This is a genomic window from Candidatus Nitrohelix vancouverensis, assembly GCA_015698305.1.
GTDB lineage: Bacteria > Nitrospinota > Nitrospinia > Nitrospinales > VA-1 > Nitrohelix > Nitrohelix vancouverensis.
Genome location: CP048620.1, coordinates 445173 through 462031 on the forward strand (window position 1 = coordinate 445173; position 16859 = coordinate 462031).

Annotated in this window: 18 protein-coding genes and 5 tRNA genes; 3 read left to right on the plus strand and 20 right to left on the minus strand. The window is 51.7% G+C overall.

Annotated elements, in window-relative coordinates; all coding sequences use genetic code 11:
• Nucleotide 1: 1 nt before the first annotated feature.
• The 17 genes from rpoB to lpxK form a co-directional block, all read right to left on the minus strand.
• The gene (gene rpoB / locus G3M78_02180) at nt 2–3826 is read right to left on the minus strand and encodes a DNA-directed RNA polymerase subunit beta (protein ID QPJ66739.1); all 3825 of its coding nucleotides are present in this window, start codon (nt 3824–3826) and stop codon (nt 2–4) included.
• Between the two features lie 475 nt (nt 3827–4301).
• Entirely contained in the window at nt 4302–4682 is a 381-nt protein-coding gene (gene rplL / locus G3M78_02185) for a 50S ribosomal protein L7/L12 (protein QPJ64272.1), read from the minus strand.
• Nucleotides 4683–4764: 82 nt separating this feature from the next.
• Entirely contained in the window at nt 4765–5292 is a 528-nt protein-coding gene (rplJ, locus tag G3M78_02190) for a 50S ribosomal protein L10 (protein QPJ66740.1), read from the minus strand.
• 67 nt (nt 5293–5359) lie between these two features.
• Entirely contained in the window at nt 5360–6049 is a 690-nt protein-coding gene (locus G3M78_02195; GenBank protein QPJ64273.1) for a 50S ribosomal protein L1, read from the minus strand.
• A gap of 19 nt (nt 6050–6068) precedes the next feature.
• Nucleotides 6069–6500, minus strand: coding sequence for a 50S ribosomal protein L11 (gene rplK, locus G3M78_02200; protein ID QPJ64274.1), 432 nt, complete (start codon nt 6498–6500; stop codon nt 6069–6071).
• Between the two features lie 67 nt (nt 6501–6567).
• Nucleotides 6568–7113, minus strand: coding sequence for a transcription termination/antitermination protein NusG (nusG, locus tag G3M78_02205; GenBank protein ID QPJ64275.1), 546 nt, complete (start codon nt 7111–7113; stop codon nt 6568–6570).
• Nucleotides 7114–7133: 20 nt separating this feature from the next.
• Nucleotides 7134–7316, minus strand: coding sequence for a preprotein translocase subunit SecE (secE, locus tag G3M78_02210; GenBank protein ID QPJ64276.1), 183 nt, complete (start codon nt 7314–7316; stop codon nt 7134–7136).
• Between the two features lie 29 nt (nt 7317–7345).
• Nucleotides 7346–7420: transfer RNA gene (locus G3M78_02215), tRNA-Trp, on the minus strand.
• A gap of 78 nt (nt 7421–7498) precedes the next feature.
• Nucleotides 7499–7648, minus strand: a complete 150-nt coding sequence (gene rpmG, locus G3M78_02220; GenBank protein ID QPJ64277.1) for a 50S ribosomal protein L33 — start codon at nt 7646–7648, stop codon at nt 7499–7501.
• An 83-nt stretch (nt 7649–7731) separates the two neighbouring features.
• Nucleotides 7732–7803: transfer RNA gene (locus tag G3M78_02225), tRNA-Thr, on the minus strand.
• 43 nt (nt 7804–7846) lie between these two features.
• Nucleotides 7847–7923: transfer RNA gene (locus G3M78_02230), tRNA-Gly, on the minus strand.
• 23 nt (nt 7924–7946) lie between these two features.
• Nucleotides 7947–8028: transfer RNA gene (locus G3M78_02235), tRNA-Tyr, on the minus strand.
• Nucleotides 8029–8130: 102 nt separating this feature from the next.
• Nucleotides 8131–8206: transfer RNA gene (locus G3M78_02240), tRNA-Thr, on the minus strand.
• Between the two features lie 190 nt (nt 8207–8396).
• Complete coding sequence (locus G3M78_02245) at nt 8397–8957, minus strand: hypothetical protein (protein QPJ64278.1); 561 nt, start codon at nt 8955–8957, stop codon at nt 8397–8399.
• Between the two features lie 133 nt (nt 8958–9090).
• Nucleotides 9091–10338, minus strand: coding sequence for an amidohydrolase family protein (locus G3M78_02250; GenBank protein ID QPJ64279.1), 1248 nt, complete (start codon nt 10336–10338; stop codon nt 9091–9093).
• 38 nt (nt 10339–10376) lie between these two features.
• Entirely contained in the window at nt 10377–10832 is a 456-nt protein-coding gene (locus G3M78_02255) for an isoprenylcysteine carboxylmethyltransferase family protein (protein QPJ64280.1), read from the minus strand.
• Nucleotides 10833–10838: 6 nt separating this feature from the next.
• Entirely contained in the window at nt 10839–11912 is a 1074-nt protein-coding gene (lpxK, locus tag G3M78_02260) for a tetraacyldisaccharide 4'-kinase (GenBank protein QPJ64281.1), read from the minus strand.
• A gap of 42 nt (nt 11913–11954) precedes the next feature.
• Here lpxK and G3M78_02265 point away from each other — a divergent pair, with 42 nt between their 5' ends.
• Together G3M78_02265 and G3M78_02270 are read left to right on the plus strand one after the other, a co-directional pair.
• Entirely contained in the window at nt 11955–13208 is a 1254-nt protein-coding gene (locus G3M78_02265; protein QPJ64282.1) for a 3-deoxy-D-manno-octulosonic acid transferase, read from the plus strand.
• Complete coding sequence (locus G3M78_02270; protein QPJ64283.1) at nt 13205–14491, plus strand: hypothetical protein; 1287 nt, start codon at nt 13205–13207, stop codon at nt 14489–14491. Before G3M78_02265 ends, G3M78_02270 begins: the two co-directional genes overlap by 4 nt.
• A 130-nt stretch (nt 14492–14621) precedes the next feature.
• On the opposite strand, the gene ppa is transcribed toward G3M78_02270, so the two are convergent.
• From ppa to G3M78_02285, 3 genes are all read right to left on the minus strand, one after another.
• On the minus strand, nt 14622–15167 hold the full coding sequence (ppa, locus tag G3M78_02275; GenBank protein ID QPJ64284.1) for an inorganic diphosphatase: 546 nt from the start codon (nt 15165–15167) through the stop codon (nt 14622–14624).
• 250 nt (nt 15168–15417) lie between these two features.
• Complete coding sequence (mazF, locus tag G3M78_02280) at nt 15418–15762, minus strand: endoribonuclease MazF (protein ID QPJ64285.1); 345 nt, start codon at nt 15760–15762, stop codon at nt 15418–15420.
• Nucleotides 15756–15986 (minus strand): AbrB/MazE/SpoVT family DNA-binding domain-containing protein, encoded by a 231-nt coding sequence (locus G3M78_02285; protein ID QPJ64286.1) that lies wholly within the window; start codon nt 15984–15986, stop codon nt 15756–15758. Before G3M78_02285 ends, mazF begins: the two co-directional genes overlap by 7 nt.
• A 111-nt stretch (nt 15987–16097) precedes the next feature.
• Between G3M78_02285 and G3M78_02290 the strand changes: the two genes are divergently transcribed.
• The gene (locus tag G3M78_02290) at nt 16098–16856 is read left to right on the plus strand and encodes a hypothetical protein (protein QPJ64287.1); all 759 of its coding nucleotides are present in this window, start codon (nt 16098–16100) and stop codon (nt 16854–16856) included.
• Nucleotides 16857–16859 lie beyond the last annotated feature (3 nt).

Here is a 16859-nt window from a genome sequence, read left to right on the forward strand (position 1 = left end):
TTTATTTTATTGACTCGATCAACTCAACGTCGATCGCCAGACTCTGCAACTCTTTCACCAGAACGTTAAACGATTCCGGCAGGCTGGGCGTCAAGTTGGTGTCGCCCTTGACGATCGCTTCGTACATACGCTTGCGACCTTCGACGTCGTCGGACTTGACGGTCAACATTTCCTGCAGAGTGTAGGCCGCGCCATAGGCTTCCAGCGCCCACACTTCCATCTCCCCCAGACGCTGTCCGCCGAACTGAGCTTTACCGCCCAGCGGCTGTTGCGTGACCAGCGAGTAAGGACCCGTAGAACGGGCATGGATCTTGTCGTCTACAAGATGATGCAGTTTCAACATATAGATATAACCCACCATGACCTTTTGTCGAAAACGCTGGCCGGACCTGCCGTTGACCAGGGTCATCTCCCCCGCTTCCGGGAAATCATGGGCGTGTAAAATGTCTCGAATATCCTGCTCTTTGGCGCCGTCGAAAACCGGAGTCGCCATATGCTCGCCTGTTACTTTCGCCGCCATACCCAGATTGGTCTCCAGAATCTGCCCGACGTTCATACGAGACGGTACGCCAAGCGGATTCAGAATGAGCTCAATGGGTGTGCCGTTTTCAAGATAGGGCATATCCTCTTCAGGAACGATAGTCGACACGACGCCCTTGTTTCCATGACGTCCCGCCATCTTGTCTCCAACCTGCAACTTGCGTTTCATTGCAAGGAAGACCTTGACCATCTTGATCACGCCAGGGGCCAGATCGTCGCCTTTTTTCAAACGCGCAACCTTGTCCTCTTTCATGGTCTTGAGAATATTGACCTGATCGGCGCAACTTTCAGCCCATTCCTTGAACTGATCCGTCACAGCTTCCGAACAAGGCGTCGAGGGCAGGTCTTTCACGCCCAGAACATCCAATTCCTCTTCCGTGATCTTCTGACCTTTCTTGAATTTTGCTTTGCCGACCGTGGTCGACTTGCTTGCGGTAGCGCCAAGTAATGCGGCGCGCATTCGTTTCTCGGTCTCGCTGATCACGATTTTGATTTCGTCGTTGAAATCTTTTTCAATCAACGAAATTTCTTCCGTCTCAATGGAGAGCGTGCGCGAATCCTTATCAATGCCTTTTCTAGAAAACACCTTGACGTCGATCACGGTGCCCTGAATTCCCGGTGGAACGCGCAGGGAGGTGTCGCGAACGTCGCCGGCTTTTTCACCGAAGATCGCTTTCAGCAGTTTTTCTTCGGGGCTGAGCTGGGTTTCCCCTTTCGGAGTGATCTTTCCGACCAGGATATCATTGGGCTTGACGTTCGCCCCAATGCGAATGATTCCGCTGTCGTCCAGATTCTTTAACGCATCCTCCCCGACGTTGGAAATATCCCGCGTGATCTCTTCTTTACCCTGTTTCGTATCCCGAGCCTCAACTTCAAACTCTTCAATATGAATCGAGGTGTAGACGTCCTCCTTCACCAGCTTTTCGCTGACGATGATCGCATCTTCAAAGTTGTAACCGTGCCAGGGCATGAACGCCACAAGCGCGTTGCGCCCCAGAGCCAGTTCGCCGAGTTCCGTCGAAGGTCCGTCGGCAATCACCTGACCGGCCTTGACCTTGTCGCCCGTTTGAACGAGAGGCTTCTGATTAATACAGGTGTTCTGATTGGAACGCTGAAACTTGGACAGCGTGTAAATATCCACATTCGAATCCAGCAATCGACTTCGCGATGTCTTGGCCTTGCCTTTTCCTTTTCCTACGGTACGAACCACAATACGCGTGGCGTCGGCGCTGATGACTTCGCCGTCGTGTTCGGCGACAATGACCGCCCCGGAATCGCTGGCGACAATCGCCTCCATTCCCGTTCCCACAAAAGGCGCTTCCGCCCGCAGGAGAGGGACTGCCTGACGTTGCATATTGGAACCCATCAAGGCCCGGTTGGCGTCGTCGTTTTCGAGAAAAGGAATCAGGGATGCCGCGACGCTGATCAACTGCTTCGGCGACACGTCCATATAATCAATCTTTTCGGTCGGAGACAGAATGAAGTCGCCGCCTTGGCGCGCAGAGATAATTGGCTCAACAAATTTGCCATTATCATCCATTCTTGCGTTCGCCTGAGCGATGACGTAATTATCTTCTACCATTGCCGTATGAAATTCGACGTCTTCGCTGGCCCGGCCTTTTTCAACGCGCCGGTAAGGCGTCTCGATGAAACCGTACTCATTCACTCGCGCATAGGTGCTCAAAGACGCGATCAAACCAATATTCGGTCCCTCAGGCGTTTCAATCGGGCAAATACGACCGTAATGCGTCGGATGCACGTCGCGCACTTCAAAGCCCGCGCGCTCCCGCGTCAAACCGCCCGGCCCCAAGGCGCTCAATCGTCGCTTGTGGGTGACCTCGGACAAAGGATTGGTCTGGTCCATGAACTGGGACAACTGACTGCTTCCAAAAAATTCCTTGATCGCCGCCGTGACCGGTTTCGAATTGATGAGATCATGCGGCATGGACACTTCTAAATCCTGAATGGACATGCGCTCAATGATCGCGCGTTCCATACGAACCAGACCGACTCGGAACTGATTCTCCAGAGACTCGCCCACAGCGCGGACGCGACGGTTGCCGAGATGGTCGATGTCGTCGATCGTTCCCACGCCATTGCGCAGGTCAACCAGATGACGAACCACGGCAACCAGATCTTCCAGGTTCAGAAGTCGATTGTTCTCAGGAATATCCAGATTGAATTTCTGATTCAGCTTGATGCGCCCCACCACCGACAGATTGTATCGCTTGGTGTTGAAGAACAGGTTGACGAACAAACTGCGAGCAATGTCTGGCGTTGGCGGATCGCCGGGACGCAGACGCTTGTAAATCTCGCGAATCGCGTCGATTTCGGAGGTGATTTTCGCCGCCGCAATGGTGTCGCGAATACTGGTGTCCGGCGTCTCGTCGTCAATGCGCAGAACGCTGATTTCCGCAGGCGCGTTCTTCTTGATATTGGCAAGAACGTCTTCGGTGATCAGGGTGTTGGATTCCACCAGCGCTTCGCCGGTTTCCGCGTCGATGATATCGTCGAACAGGTATTTGCCAATCAAGCTCTCCTCGTCAATCTCAACCTTGGAGGCTCGCGCCATGCGCTGAACTTTTTTCTTCAAAACCGGCGTGACTTTTTTATTGGCCTTGAGGACGACTTCGTCTGATTTTGAATCGACGATATCTTCCAGAGTTTTGAAACCCACCATCAGACTCTTGGAGTTGATGAAGAAACGACTCTCCTCGCCCTTGGTGGTGATGCTGATTTTTTCGATCGGGTAGAACGCTTCCAGAATCTGCTTGTTATCCATCCCAAAGGACTGCAGGAGGATGGTGGCCGGAAGCTTGCGACGTCGGTCGATCTTAACGTAAAGAATGTCTTTGATGTCGAATTCGAAATCGACCCAGGAACCGCGGTCGGGAATGATGCGCGCCGAATAAAGCACCTTGCCGCTGACATGCGTCTTGCCCTTGTCGTGCGAGAAAAACGCGCCGGGAGACCGGTGCATCTGGCTCACGATAACGCGCTCAACGCCGTTGATCATGAAGGTGCCGGTCGGACCCATCATGGGCATTTCGCCCAGAAAAATCTTCTGCTCTTTCACTTCGCGAATGACGTTAATCACCACCTGCTGGACTTTTTCGTCCTGCAAGCGCTGAACAATTTCTTCCGTAGCCAGCGTACGAGACGCCACGATCACCTTGCCGGTCGCAGGACTCTTCACCTCTTCCATGATGTGCTGACCCACAAGGGTCTTCAGATTCTTGGCGTTGAGGTCAATGCGCTCCCGGTCAAACAAAACAAGCCGAACCATTATCTTAATGGGATCGGCATAGGTCAGCCCTTTTTGGCGGCATTCGCTCAGCTTATATTTTTCCTTATAAGCGACTTCCTGCCCTGTTTTTGAGCAGACCACTCCCGGTCCGCCCAGTTCACTGAACTCTCCCTCGCTCGTTTCCCACACGCCGACTTCATAGCCGACGTATTCAATACGAGCGTTAATATTCAGATCTGAAATAGGAAAAATATCCTGAAACACTTCCTCCAACCCCTGGCTTTTACGCTCGCCAGGAGCGACTTCCCACTGCAGAAAGTGTTCAAAGGACTTTTTCTGAATTTCAATCAGATTAGGGATATCAATTACTGTTGGAATTTGGGCGAAATTTTTCCTATTTCTCAAACTGACAAGCGCTTTTTGAGAACGGCTTTTCGTCATAGGCTGCCTAACCCTCTATAGAAAAGGTTAAAAAAAGAAAATGTGTGTCTGACGCAAATCAAAGATCGGGGAATTACTTAATTTCAACCGAACCGCCGGCCGCTTCGATCTTGGCTTTGATATCGTCCGCTTCTTCTTTTTTAACGCCTTCTTTCAGGGGCTTGGGCGCGCCGTCAACCAGATCTTTCGCATCTTTCAGACCCAATCCAGTGATCGTGCGCACTTCTTTAATGACCTGAATTTTCTTGTCGCCCGCCGCAGACAGAATAACGTCGAACTCCGTTTTCTCTTCCGCCGCGCCGCCAGCGTCGCCGCCCGCAGGCATTGCCATCATAGCCGCCGGAGCCGCCGCAGTTACGCCATACTTGTCTTCCAACTCTTTTACAAATTCCGACATCTCCAACACGGTCATCCCGTCAATAAAAGAAATGACATCATCTTTCGTCACAGACATTTAAAATCTCCTTTCACAAAATATATAAAAACTATTAATTATTGAAATATTCAGATTCAGACCCGCCAGTATTCGCCGCTTCTTATTCGGAAGCTTTTTTGTCTTTCACGGCGTCCAGCGTACCAACCAGTTTTCGCAACAGACTGCTGAACACACCCACGAAATTGGTGGTGGGCCCTTGCATTACGGACAGCATTTGAGAAATCAAAACTTCTTTCGATGGCAAATCAGCCAGCGCTTTCACCTGCGCAGGCGTGCATTGCTTGCCTTCGACCACGCCGCAAATGATTTCCGGGTTTTTCTTTGGCCCTGTCTTGGAGTATTCCATCAACGCTTTTGCGGGAGCCACCGCATCGTCGTAACTCAAAGTCAGAGAAACCGGACCTTTCAGCTGATCACTCATCACCTCAAAAGACGTGTTTTTGGCCGCTTCGCGCGCCAAGGTATTCTTGATGACGCGAAATTCAATCGAACGCTCCTTCATGTGAGCGCGCAATGCGGTGATCTCCAGAGCGTCGATGCCCTGGTAATTTGCCAGCACGGCGGACTTCGCCTTTTGAAACACTTCCGTCAATTCTTCGACTGCTTTTATTTTTTCAGCGTTGGGCACGTTGCAACCTTTCGACTTTGTTTCCTGATAATTACTTTTTGACAAGCTCCGCTGGAGCCAACCACCCTCAGTTCATCACGTGGTTGATTTTGATGCCGATTCCCATCGTCGTCGACAGAGACACGCCGCGAATATAGAGACCCTTACTGGAAGACGGCTTCAATTTCACCAACATCGACACCAGCGCATCGTAGTTTTCTGCAAGATCGTCCACGCTGAAACTTGCTTTTCCCAGCGGCGCATGAATGATGCCCGCCTTGTCAACGCGAAAATCCACTTTTCCCGCCTGAATCTCTTCGATCGCCTCTTTAACGTTGAACGTTACCGTTCCCGTTTTCGGATTCGGCATCATGCCGCGAGGCCCCAGCACGCGACCCAGCTTACCCACAACGCCCATCATGTCGGGAGTAGCCACAACGCGATCAAACTCCATCCAGCCGCCTTGAATTTTAGCCGCCAGCTCATCGCCGCCCACATGCTCGGCGCCGGCGTCCAAAGCTTCTTTTTCCTTTTCGCCTTTGGCGAACACCAGCACTCGAAACGTTTTCCCCGTTCCACGCGGCAACACCACGCTTCCGCGCAGGTTCTGATCCGCCTTGCGCGGATCGACGCCCAATTTCACGGCAACGTCTACGGATTCGTCAAATTTCGCCTGAGCGCCTTCTTTCGCCAGACCGATCGCGTCCTTCAACTCATAACGCGTGTTTCGATCGACCTTTTCCTGAAACGCTTTCTGCTTCTTGCTTAACTTCGCCATTTCAATTCCCTCGTTCCAATTAACCTTCTACCTTAAGCCCCATGCTTCTGGCGGAACCCTTGATAATGTTTACAGCCATATCCAAATCGCTCGCATTCAGGTCGTTCATCTTGGTTTTCGCGATCTCCTGAACCTGTGCCAGAGTCACCTTGCCAACAAACTCCTTACTCGGATTCGACGATCCCTTGGCGATGCTCGCCGCCTGCTTGAGCAGAACGGACGCCGGAGGCGACTTGGTGATAAAGTCAAACGTGCGATCCTTGTAAACGCTGATGACCACGGGAATAATCATTCCCTCCTGACCCTGCGTCGAGGCGTTGAACGCCTTACAAAAATCCATGATATTCACGCCATGCTGACCCAATGCAGGACCCACTGGCGGAGACGGGGTCGCCTGACCCGCCGGAATCTGCAACTTAATCAGCCCGGTTACCTCTTTTTTAGTCGCCACGAAACCAATTCCTTTCTAATTATCCGTTATTCACTAAATTCTTCAATTTCTTATCGCCAGGCCAGGATCAGACCCGCTCGATCTGCGGAAATTCCAGCTCCACAGGCGTTCCGCGCCCAAAGATCGACACCATGACCTTAACTTTACCCTTGTCATGATTCACATCGTCCACCACCCCGTTGAAATTGAGGAATGGACCCTCGATCACGCGAACGCTTTCACCCTTCTCAAAAGAAAATTTCGGCTTCGGACGAGAAGACTCACCCTTAATCTGATCCATGATCGTCTTGACCTCACCCTCAGACAAAGCCACCGGGTGCCCGCCAGCGCCGGGAAAACCCGTCACCTTCGCGGTATTTTTGATCAGATACCAGATATCCTGATCCATCACCACATTGATCAAAACGTAACCAGGAAAAAATTTTCTGGAAGAAATTCGCTTCTTGCCCTTGCGAACCTCAACCACTTCTTCCGTGGGAATCACCACATCTCCCAGAACGTCCTTGCGACCCGTCGTCTCAAACTGCTCCAACAGGCTCAACTTCACCTTGCGCTCGTAACCGGAATAGGTATGAATGACATACCATTTTTTTTCGTCGGAATTCTCTTCCACAGGCCCCCTTGAGATCGCGATTAAATGAGACTTTGCACCAGCTTGGCCAATAACATATCAACCAAACCAAGGAACACCGACATCAGAAGCACCGTCACCAAAACGACCATCGTGCCGCCCATCGACTCTCGCCGGGAAGGCCACGTCACCTTTTTAACTTCCACCTTAACTTCTGATAAAAACTGTATTGCCTTGGCTATCATTTCTTTCCAAACCACCGTTAAAATAAGTACAGGCCAGGAGGGATTCGAACCCACAACCCTCGGATTTGGAGTCCGATGCTCTAACCAATTAGAGCTACTGGCCTTGGTTTTCCTGGACTTAAATCATCGAAGGCGCCACGGGTATCTCGCCCATCCACAACCCGGCACGCAAACGTAAAATTTTATTTTGTTTCCTTATGGGGGGTGTGCTTCCTGCAGAAGCGGCAATATTTTTTTATTTCGAGCCGATGCGTCGTTTTTTTCTTATTTTTTGTCGAAGAATAATTACGTCGCTTACAATCTTCGCATGCCAACTGAATAATATCTCTCATAATCGCCCGTCAAATTAAAGCCAACCCTGTTATTCTAAAGCCGCCGAACCCCGCGCCCAACGACAATCCATCCTATAAAAATAAGCCCACGATCGGGATTGAACCGATGACCTCTTCCTTACCAAGGAAGCGCTCCACCACTGAGCTACGCGGGCATTCTCCGCGATATCACCCACCAAATACCTGAAATCCAAAAGGTGGAGCGGGAAACGGGACTCGAACCCGCGACCCTCAGCTTGGAAGGCTGACGCTCTAGCCAACTGAGCTATTCCCGCCCAATTCCCGCAATATAGCTGAATGGGGAGGGGAGGATTCGAACCTCCGAAGGCGGTGCCGACAGATTTACAGTCTGTTCCCTTTGGCCACTCGGGAACCTCCCCGTTCTAATTCGAAGGCATTCTTCCTTCGCGCTAATTCACTGCAAAAACACAAAAAAAGCGCGAAGTCCTCTTAAATCCGACTCCTCACGCCATAGCAATGCATGGAGCTGGCAAAGGGACTCGAACCCCCGACCGGCTGATTACAAATCAGCTGCTCTACCAACTGAGCTATGCCAGCTCAGCGAAATGGAAATTTTGGATTCTAAAGGTTTTATGTGACGCCTGTCAATACAAAAAGACACTTCCTTAGATTTTTTGAGGAGCCGCAAGGGCTAAATTCTCAGAAGCCTAAATGGTCAGACGGCAACGCACTTGCTCGTATTTTTTACTCACTTTAACACGCTTGCAAGTGTTTTCACAGATTATTTTTACTTTTTTTCTATCTTTTCCAAAATAATTATATTCTGCTGGCGCGGAGGCTTTGGCGGCGGGGGTTTGACTCTTTTTTTTCGCTTCAGCGTTTTACTGATAACACGCTTACGGGAACTCTTTGATTTTTTAACGCTTGCCTTGTTTTCTCGCTTGTTTGGCCTTTTCACGTTAAATTTTCTGCGGCAATACTCCAGAGTGTAACGAAAATTATAATAATCGACGGAATTTTGCGCGTCTTCAAAAGATACGATATAGGGGATCAGCAGAGGGGAGGAAAGCAGATACATCCAGCCTTTACCCGATTCGCCTGTGTAAAACTGCCCGCCTCCGGGGATCACCGAATACAGACGGGCGATTTCTGGGTCCAAGTAGCGGTATTCTTTGTCACAGCCTCTCTTTATATAGGAAGCCATCTCAAATTCCATGTCGGGCGTGATTTGCTTGAAGCGCATGCGGGGGTCCACGCCGGCGCGGGAACTCACGCAACCGGAAAGGATGACGCCCGCCAACACTATCAGCGCGACTAAAACGGAATTTTTTACAGCAAAAACCCTCATAACCTAATGAATTATATAGGATTATAATTTTTAATCAAATCAACGCGCGGACTTCGGGCCTGAGCGATAAAATGGTCTTTCTATTTAACGGCTCTTTGCGCTAAGCGCTTGATGTTTAATAAGCCTGGGTCGTTCAGGAGGCGGGTTCTGCGTGTGGATGCCAGACGATCTTGCCGCGACTCATGACAAAATCAGCATTCTGGCGTGTTTCTTCGAATGGCAGGGTTTCGGGATCTTCAACATCGGCGGGCATACGAAATCCAATCACATCGGCGGGGCGCCCCGGGGCCAGAATACCGGAATTCAGGCCCAGGGCCTTGGCGCCTTCGCGCGTGGCCATCTCCAACCAGGCGCGGTGGCTGATTTCGGGAAAAGTCGCGCTGGCAATCCTCAATTCGCGAAGAAAATTCAAGGATTCGTTGCTGGCGAGGGAATCGGTGCCCAATCCGACGGCTATCTTGCGGGCGCGCAGTTCGGGGATCGGCAATAGCTCGCGCCGTCCAAACCATTGCGAGCTTCCGGGACAGAACACGGCGCTGGCTTTGTTCGACGCGATCCGATCCAAATCGTTCATATCCATATGATTGGCGTGGATGAGGGTCATCTGATTGAGAACGCCCAAGGCGTCGAGATAGGCGACGGGGCCTTTTCCCGGAGGACGCCAGTTCGGGTCCAACGCTCCGCGTTCTTGCAGAAATGCCGCCATCTCGCCGCCGCCCTCCTTCAAAAATCGCTCTTCCTCTGGAAATTCGGCGACGTGACAAGACCAGGGCGCGGAATGGCGCTTCGCTAATTTTCGTAACGCTTTGAACAATTCGGGGGAAACGGAATACGGGGCGTGCGGGGCGATGCCGGAGCGCAGGCTTTCACTGCCTGCGTCGAAGGAATCGAGCAGATCCTCCAGCCGCGCCACGATCTGCGTTGCGGCGTCGGACTTGAAGCCCAGCGTTTCCCAAAACAAAATCTGGCGAAAGGGAAAGTTTGCGTACTCCGGCAGTAATTCCGCTTGCGACAGATAATCACCAAGGGAGGTCACGCCGGAGCGCATCATCTCCTGCGACGCTTCACGCATCGCTTCTAAACGCTCGGAGAAAGTAACGGCGGCGTTAACCCTCAACAAATCGCGCACCCAGTCGGTGAAGCGTTCGCGCTTTTGCAGTTTGCCCTTGAGCGCAGACAGGGATAAATGACAATGCGCGTTCACGAAACCGGGAAGCAAAAAATAATCGCTCAGATCAAGCGTGCGTATATCGGCGGGGCCTTGACTGCTCGCTTCAATGGAGAGGATGCGATCGCCTTCGATCAGCAGTTGTCCGTCTCGAACGGCTTCGCCCTGCATCGAGGACAAGGCGCCAAATTTTATTTTCAATTTTTCAGCCATCGCATTTTTGCAAATCGCGCGGTGTTGTCTCCAGCCGCCTAGAAAAAAGTCCGGTCGCGATAAAGGCGGTAAGCGTCGCCAAAATTTTCGATCAATGCCTGTTCTTCTCTTTTGGCGCGGAACCGGTTCAAAGGTAGCACGACGAGCGCCAGATAGGCCAGACCGAGCGCAGACCCGCAGGCCAGAAACATACCCAACAGATTGAGGCTGATGCCGACGTAAACCGGATGCCGAATCCATCGATAAATGCCGCCCGTCGCCAGACTTTCCGCGCCGGGGAACACCGCCAGCCGCTTGCCCAACGAGGCGAAACCCGCGATCCAGACGATCAACCCCAGAGCCGCGCAGGCCAGACCGACATAGACCAGCCAGCGATGTCCGAATCCGAAATCTTTGGGTAAGAAATAGACCGCGACCAGAGGGATCAGATAAAGGGAGGGAATCAATATGCCGAGGAACAAACCGCGAACGCCCTCGCCTGAATAGCCGCTCATGAATCGCTAGTCCAGCAGGTCTTTAAGAAAGGCCTCGCGTCCTTCGAGGATTTCTACTTCCAGCGACACCTTGTAAATCGGCAGGCTGAAGACATGATCGACAAATTTCACGGCGTCTTTTTCGGTGGTCACGATCATCTCTGCGCCGGAGTCCATCGCTGATTTTTCGATGGCTCTCAAATCAATCGCCTCGTAATCATGATGATCCGGGAAAGCCTGATAATAAGTCAATCGCGCCGAAGCCTCTTCAAGAATGCGCCGGAAGTCTTCGGGATTGGCGATGCCGCAAAACGCGGCGACGCGTTTCTGGCGAATGACGCTGGCTTCCAGACTCTCTCCCGCTTGCAGGGGAACCAGCAAATCGAGTCGCATGGAAGATTTCATGATGGGAATATCGCCGAGTAATTTGGAATCGACGCCCGGCGTTCGCCCTTTGCCGGCGTATCGCGTCACGCAGACCCGGTCGGCCCGTCGCGCGGCGCTTACAGGTTCGCGCAGTTCTCCTGCGGGAAACAGACTGCCGTTGCCGAAGGGTCTTTGATGATCGAACAATAAAATATCGAAATCTCTTTGCAGGGAGAGGTGTTGAAACCCGTCATCGAGGACCAGCGAATCGACGCCGAAATGATCCATCGCATAACGCCCGGTCTGGTAGCGGTCGGCTCCGGTCAATACCGGAATATTCTGCAGGCGCTGGGCGATCATCACCGGCTCGTCGCCGGCAAAGTCAGGCGATAGCAGAATCTCGCGTCCGTCGCACACCACATTGACTTCCTTATTGGACCGCCCGCCGTAACCGCGACTCAGGATCGCCGGTTTGCGTCCGTGTCCGCGCAGGGTTTCCGCTATCATGATCACGAAGGGAGTTTTTCCGGTGCCGCCGAGGGTGAGATTGCCGACGCTGATGACCCGGCAGTCGAGTTTTCTCTGCGGAAACAAGCCCCATCGGTAGGCCCATAAGCGAAACTGGATCGCCCAAAAGTAAATGCCAGAAATTATCTTCAACCCAAGGTAAATGGGTATATGATAAAACTTTCGCTGGGGCGAAATGACCTGGTAAAAGAATTTTTCTAGTGACATATGTTCATCCGTTATCAACCTTAGAGAGTATACTCGCTGTTTATGGATTTTTTATACAATATCTTTTCCAGCGCGCTGGCGCTGGTTCTTTCTCCGATTTTATTATTCAAGATGGCGACCAACGCTGCTTTTCGCGCAGAAATACTGGAGCGCGCACGCGTTTCGCCGCAACTCGACGCGTCTTCGGGATGCGTGTGGTTTCATGCCGCCAGCGTCGGCGAAGCGCAAGCCGCCAAAATTGTCATTCAGGCCTTGCGCGCCGACAAGCCAAAGCAGGCGATTGCCTTGTCCACTTTCACGCGTTCGGGCAGGGAGTTCGCCCTTAAGGAAGGACTCGAACCGGTCTTTCTGGCGCCGTTGGATTTGTCTCTCTTCGTCCGACCCTTTCTAAACCGACTGCAACCGCGCCTGCTGGTATTGATCGAAGCGGAGTTCTGGCCCTGCCTTTTGCGTTCCTGTCTCAACAAAGGCATTCCTGTTTTGCTGGTCAACGGTCGCATGACGGAAAAGACCTATACCTCCTATGCGCGCTTCGCCTGGTTCTTTCGCTGGATGACCGAAGGCGTCGTGCATTTCTCCATGCGCGGTCAGGAGGATGCGGATCGCATTCGCAATCTGGGAATCGACGCAAGCCGCATCTCCATCGCGGGCAACGTGAAGTTCGACGCGCTCGACTCCAGCTCATCCCAATTTAAAGGAAGTTTGATCGACAGTCCGCTCAAGATCACCTTCGGCTCCACGCGTCCCGGCGACGAAGGGCCTATCATCGAAGCCATGATGAAATTACGCGAACAGTTCAGCGATCTGTATTGCGTGATCGCGCCGCGCCACCTCGAACGCATGAGCGAAGTGGAACGTTTGATTAAAGAATATGGACTCGATTACAAACTGCACTCGCGCATCGGCGAGGACGATTCCGACGCGCCTCTCATTCTGGTCGATCAAATGGGTGTGCTGAAGCATTATTACTCCGTCGCCTCCATTGCCTTTGTTGGCGGCGGATTCAACCCGCGCTTCGGCGGACACAATATTCTGGAACCGGCGGCCTACAATCTGCCCGTCCTCTTCGGACCGCATATGAATAATTTCGTCGAGGAAGCCCGACTGCTGACGGAATCCGGCGGCGGCTGGCAACTCGCCAACGTCCAGGCGCTCTACCCCGCGCTTCTGGAATTGCTGGAAAACAGCGACGAACGCAAACGACGCGGCGCGGCGGCGCGCAAGGTTCTGGAAGAGAATCAGGGCGCGGTTGAAAAATCTCTGGAGTGGATCGACGAAATTCTGGACAAAGAATGATTGTTATCTACCATCTCATCGGCATCGCGCTTTTACCCCTCATCGTTCCCGGCTTCGCGCTTTACGCCTTTTTTTCCCGCTATAAATGGAAACATCTGGCCCAGCATTTTGGCCGCGTTCCTGCCCTGTCCCAGGATGATAGACCGATTCTATGGTTGCAGGCCCTGTCCGCCGGAGAAGTTCAAAACGCCGTTCCGCTATTAGCCAAACTCAGCGACAAAAAACCGGACCTGCGCATCGTCGTCTCGGTGACCACCGATTCCGGCTATGAAATGGCGAAGCGCAAACTCAAAGACATCGCGGAATGCATCTTCTTCCATCCGCTCGACATACTGCCCTTCACCGCAATGGCTCTCAAGCGGATTCGCCCAAACGCCTACGCCCTGATGGACACCGGTTTCTGGCCCGGCATCCTGCGTCAACTGCGCGCCCGCAATATTCCAGCGCTCCTGCTGAACGGGAGATTGTCGCAACGGTCCCTGAAGCGCTACCAGAGCCTGCGCGGTCTGAGCGCGGGCGTCCTCAACTGTTTTTCCGCGCTCTACATGCAGAACCAAAGCGGCAAAGACGGTTTGTTGCAACTGGGCATCGACGCGGAGAAAATCCATTTGGCCGGGGATTTGAAATTCGATACCGTCGAAGCGGTGTCTGCGACCGAGGCGCAACGTCTGCGCGAAACCTACAAATTCAAGGATGAAGCGCTGGTCTGGATCGCGGGAAGCACCCACGCGGGGGAAGAAGAAATCATCGCCAATGTTTTCAAAAATTTGAAGGAAAGTTTCCCGACGCTCACGCTGATTCTGGCGCCGCGCCGACTGGAACGCGTCGATGAAGTGATGGCGCTGTTCAAGGCAAAGCAGATCCGCACGCTCCTGCGCTCTGAATTCCAGCGTACCGGGCCAATGTCTTACGATGCGGTGATCCTCGACACCTATGGCGAACTGGCAAAGACCTACGCCATCGGACACGTCGCCTTTGTCGGCAACAGCCTCGTGCCGCCCGGCGGCGGACACAGCCTGATCGAACCCGCCGCGCAAGGCCTGCCCGTATTGCACGGACCGTATATAGAAAACTTTTCCGACACCGCCGATTCGCTTTCGCGCAACCAGTTGGCGGTCGCGGTACAAGACCCGCAAGGGCTCGAAGACACGCTCCGGGTTCTGCTCCAGAACTTCGGTCAGCTCGCCAAAAACGCCTCCTCCCTCCTGCAACAATACAAAGGCGCCTCCGACACGCTCGCCCTGCGCATTATCGAAACGCTGGAACGCCCCTCGACCGACTGAAAAACAAGCGCGAATTATCTAAAGATAAACGGACTCAAGGTCATGGACGCCAAATAAAAAAAACCTGCGGCCTTGTCGCCGCAGGTTGCAATCTGGATTTTTCTAAATTGGCTGGCTATACAAAAACGATTTATATCCCGTCGCGTTCCTCCGCCGCCTCGCGCGCGATCGCTTGCTCGATGAGCATTGCCGCGTGTTCCGCATCTTCCCATGCTTCCACCTTCACCCATTTATCCGGCTCCAGGTCCTTGTAGTGGGTGAAAAAATGTGAAATCTGACCGAGCAGGATTTTCGGCAAATCGTAATACTGGTTGATGCCGGTGTAATAGGGGTTGAGCGCATCGACCGGAACCGCCAGAATTTTCTCGTCCTCGCCCTGCTCGTCACGCATTTTCAACACACCAACCGGGCGGCTTCGCACGATACAACCGGACATGAAACCGGAATTCGACACCACCAGCACATCGATCGGGTCGCCGTCTTCCGAAAGGGTATGCGGAACGAATCCATAATTGCAAGGGTAGCGCATGGAAGTATGCATCACGCGATCCACATAGATGGCGCCGGATTTCTTGTCCAATTCGTATTTCACCGGGTCGCCGCGATAAGGCACTTCGACAATAACGTTGATATCCCAGGGCGGCGCCTGGCCGGTCGGTATTTTATTAATATCCAAAATGGGGCCTGTTTTTTATAAAGGTTTCTGATTATAATGCGGCTGTCGCAAACCAAGCGCGTTCGAAGCGATGACTTGCGCTAGCGAGGCGGGAATCCTCATTAATTCAGGCTACATAATAACGGCTCTTCCGCAAATGGGAAATAAAAAACTATCATTAACAACGCCTGGGCGGGAATTTTTCTAACAGACGCCGTAAATACAGGCGGATTTGATGACATGTCATAGAAAGATACGGGCGCAAAAGACGCTACCCCTCGTCAAAAATCAGAACGCCGAGCTTGCCCAACACCTCTTCCATCACTTTTTTAGGAGCCTTGGATTTATACTTCGCCTGACGAACCCGCCAGTCCACGCTCTTGATCTGATCGACCAGAACGCACCCCGCTTTGGAAGGCAGTGGAACCGCAAAGGGATAGTTTTTTATTTTTGAAGTGATCGGACAGGCCAGAGCCAGACCCGCCTTGTCATTGTAGATTTTGGGAGAGATAACCAGAGCCGGTCGATGCCCCGCCTGTTCGTGTCCCGCCTGAGGATTGAAATCGAGCCAAATGATATGCCCCTTTTCGGGTACATAATTCTTTTTGGCTACCATACTTCTTTGCCTTCCGGCGCGCCAAAATCGACCTCGCCATAGGTATTCTCTATTTCACCGACCAAATCTTTCAGGGAGTATTTTTTGAGCGGCTTCACCAGCAGATGATCGCCCTGAACGCTGATCGCCACCTTGTCCCCGCTTTCCAGCCCCACTTCCCTGGCGTAAGCTTTGGGAATTCTCAAACCCAGGCTATTTCCCCACGCGCTGATTGTCGAATCCATGATTCCTCCTTAACCTGTCCACGCAAAACAAAAGATATATATAGTATATCCCAAAAATATGATTTTCAATATTTTTCAGACAATTTTTCAAGCTACCCCAAAACCTCGCCTATGGCTACTATAGGGAGACCTTGGGTTGTAAATGTTGTTTTGAGAAACAACTCGCATGACAATACATGGAGGACTATCATAGAAAAAAACATTGGAGGGATTGTGGAGGCACTGGCGAAAAAAGTTGAACAATTTGCTTTTCATGGTTTTGTAGGGTTTAAGCAAAGCTTGGAAAATTATCTGACAATGGATAAATTGGTCGGGAAAGACTGCCATGAACAAGAGGGGCTTTTAAGTGACTCTCATAAACAAATAGCAGAGGTTTTTATAAGAGATATTGCCTTGTATATTTATAAAATTTTTTACGATCAAACCTCACAAATAAAATACAGGGAACTCAAAAATCGGGTCTTAGAATTGGAGAACCCTAATAAACAGAAACTAATCGAATACATTGATAAAATCGATGAGTTAATTCCAAGCAAGGACTGCTTAAAAAGCCATAGGGATAAGCGGCTAGCTCATTTGGATGAATTGGAAATCACCAAAGACCTCCAGTCTCAATTCCCCGAGATGGATTTTTACCAATGGTTTCTATGTGAAGTGCGAGAGCATGGAAAAATCAGATTCATGGACTATCTGCAAGCATTTTGCTACCACGCCCTTGCAATAGTAGAAAGGGACTCATCAGGTTTCATGGAAGAATGCCAAGGAATTAAAAATAAATCGGTAATTTTTTGGGCCTTTGCCACAAAGGTGGTAAAAGACAATAATGAAGCCGATGAACTACTTCAACGAAGCCGAGAACGGATTCCGTAACCA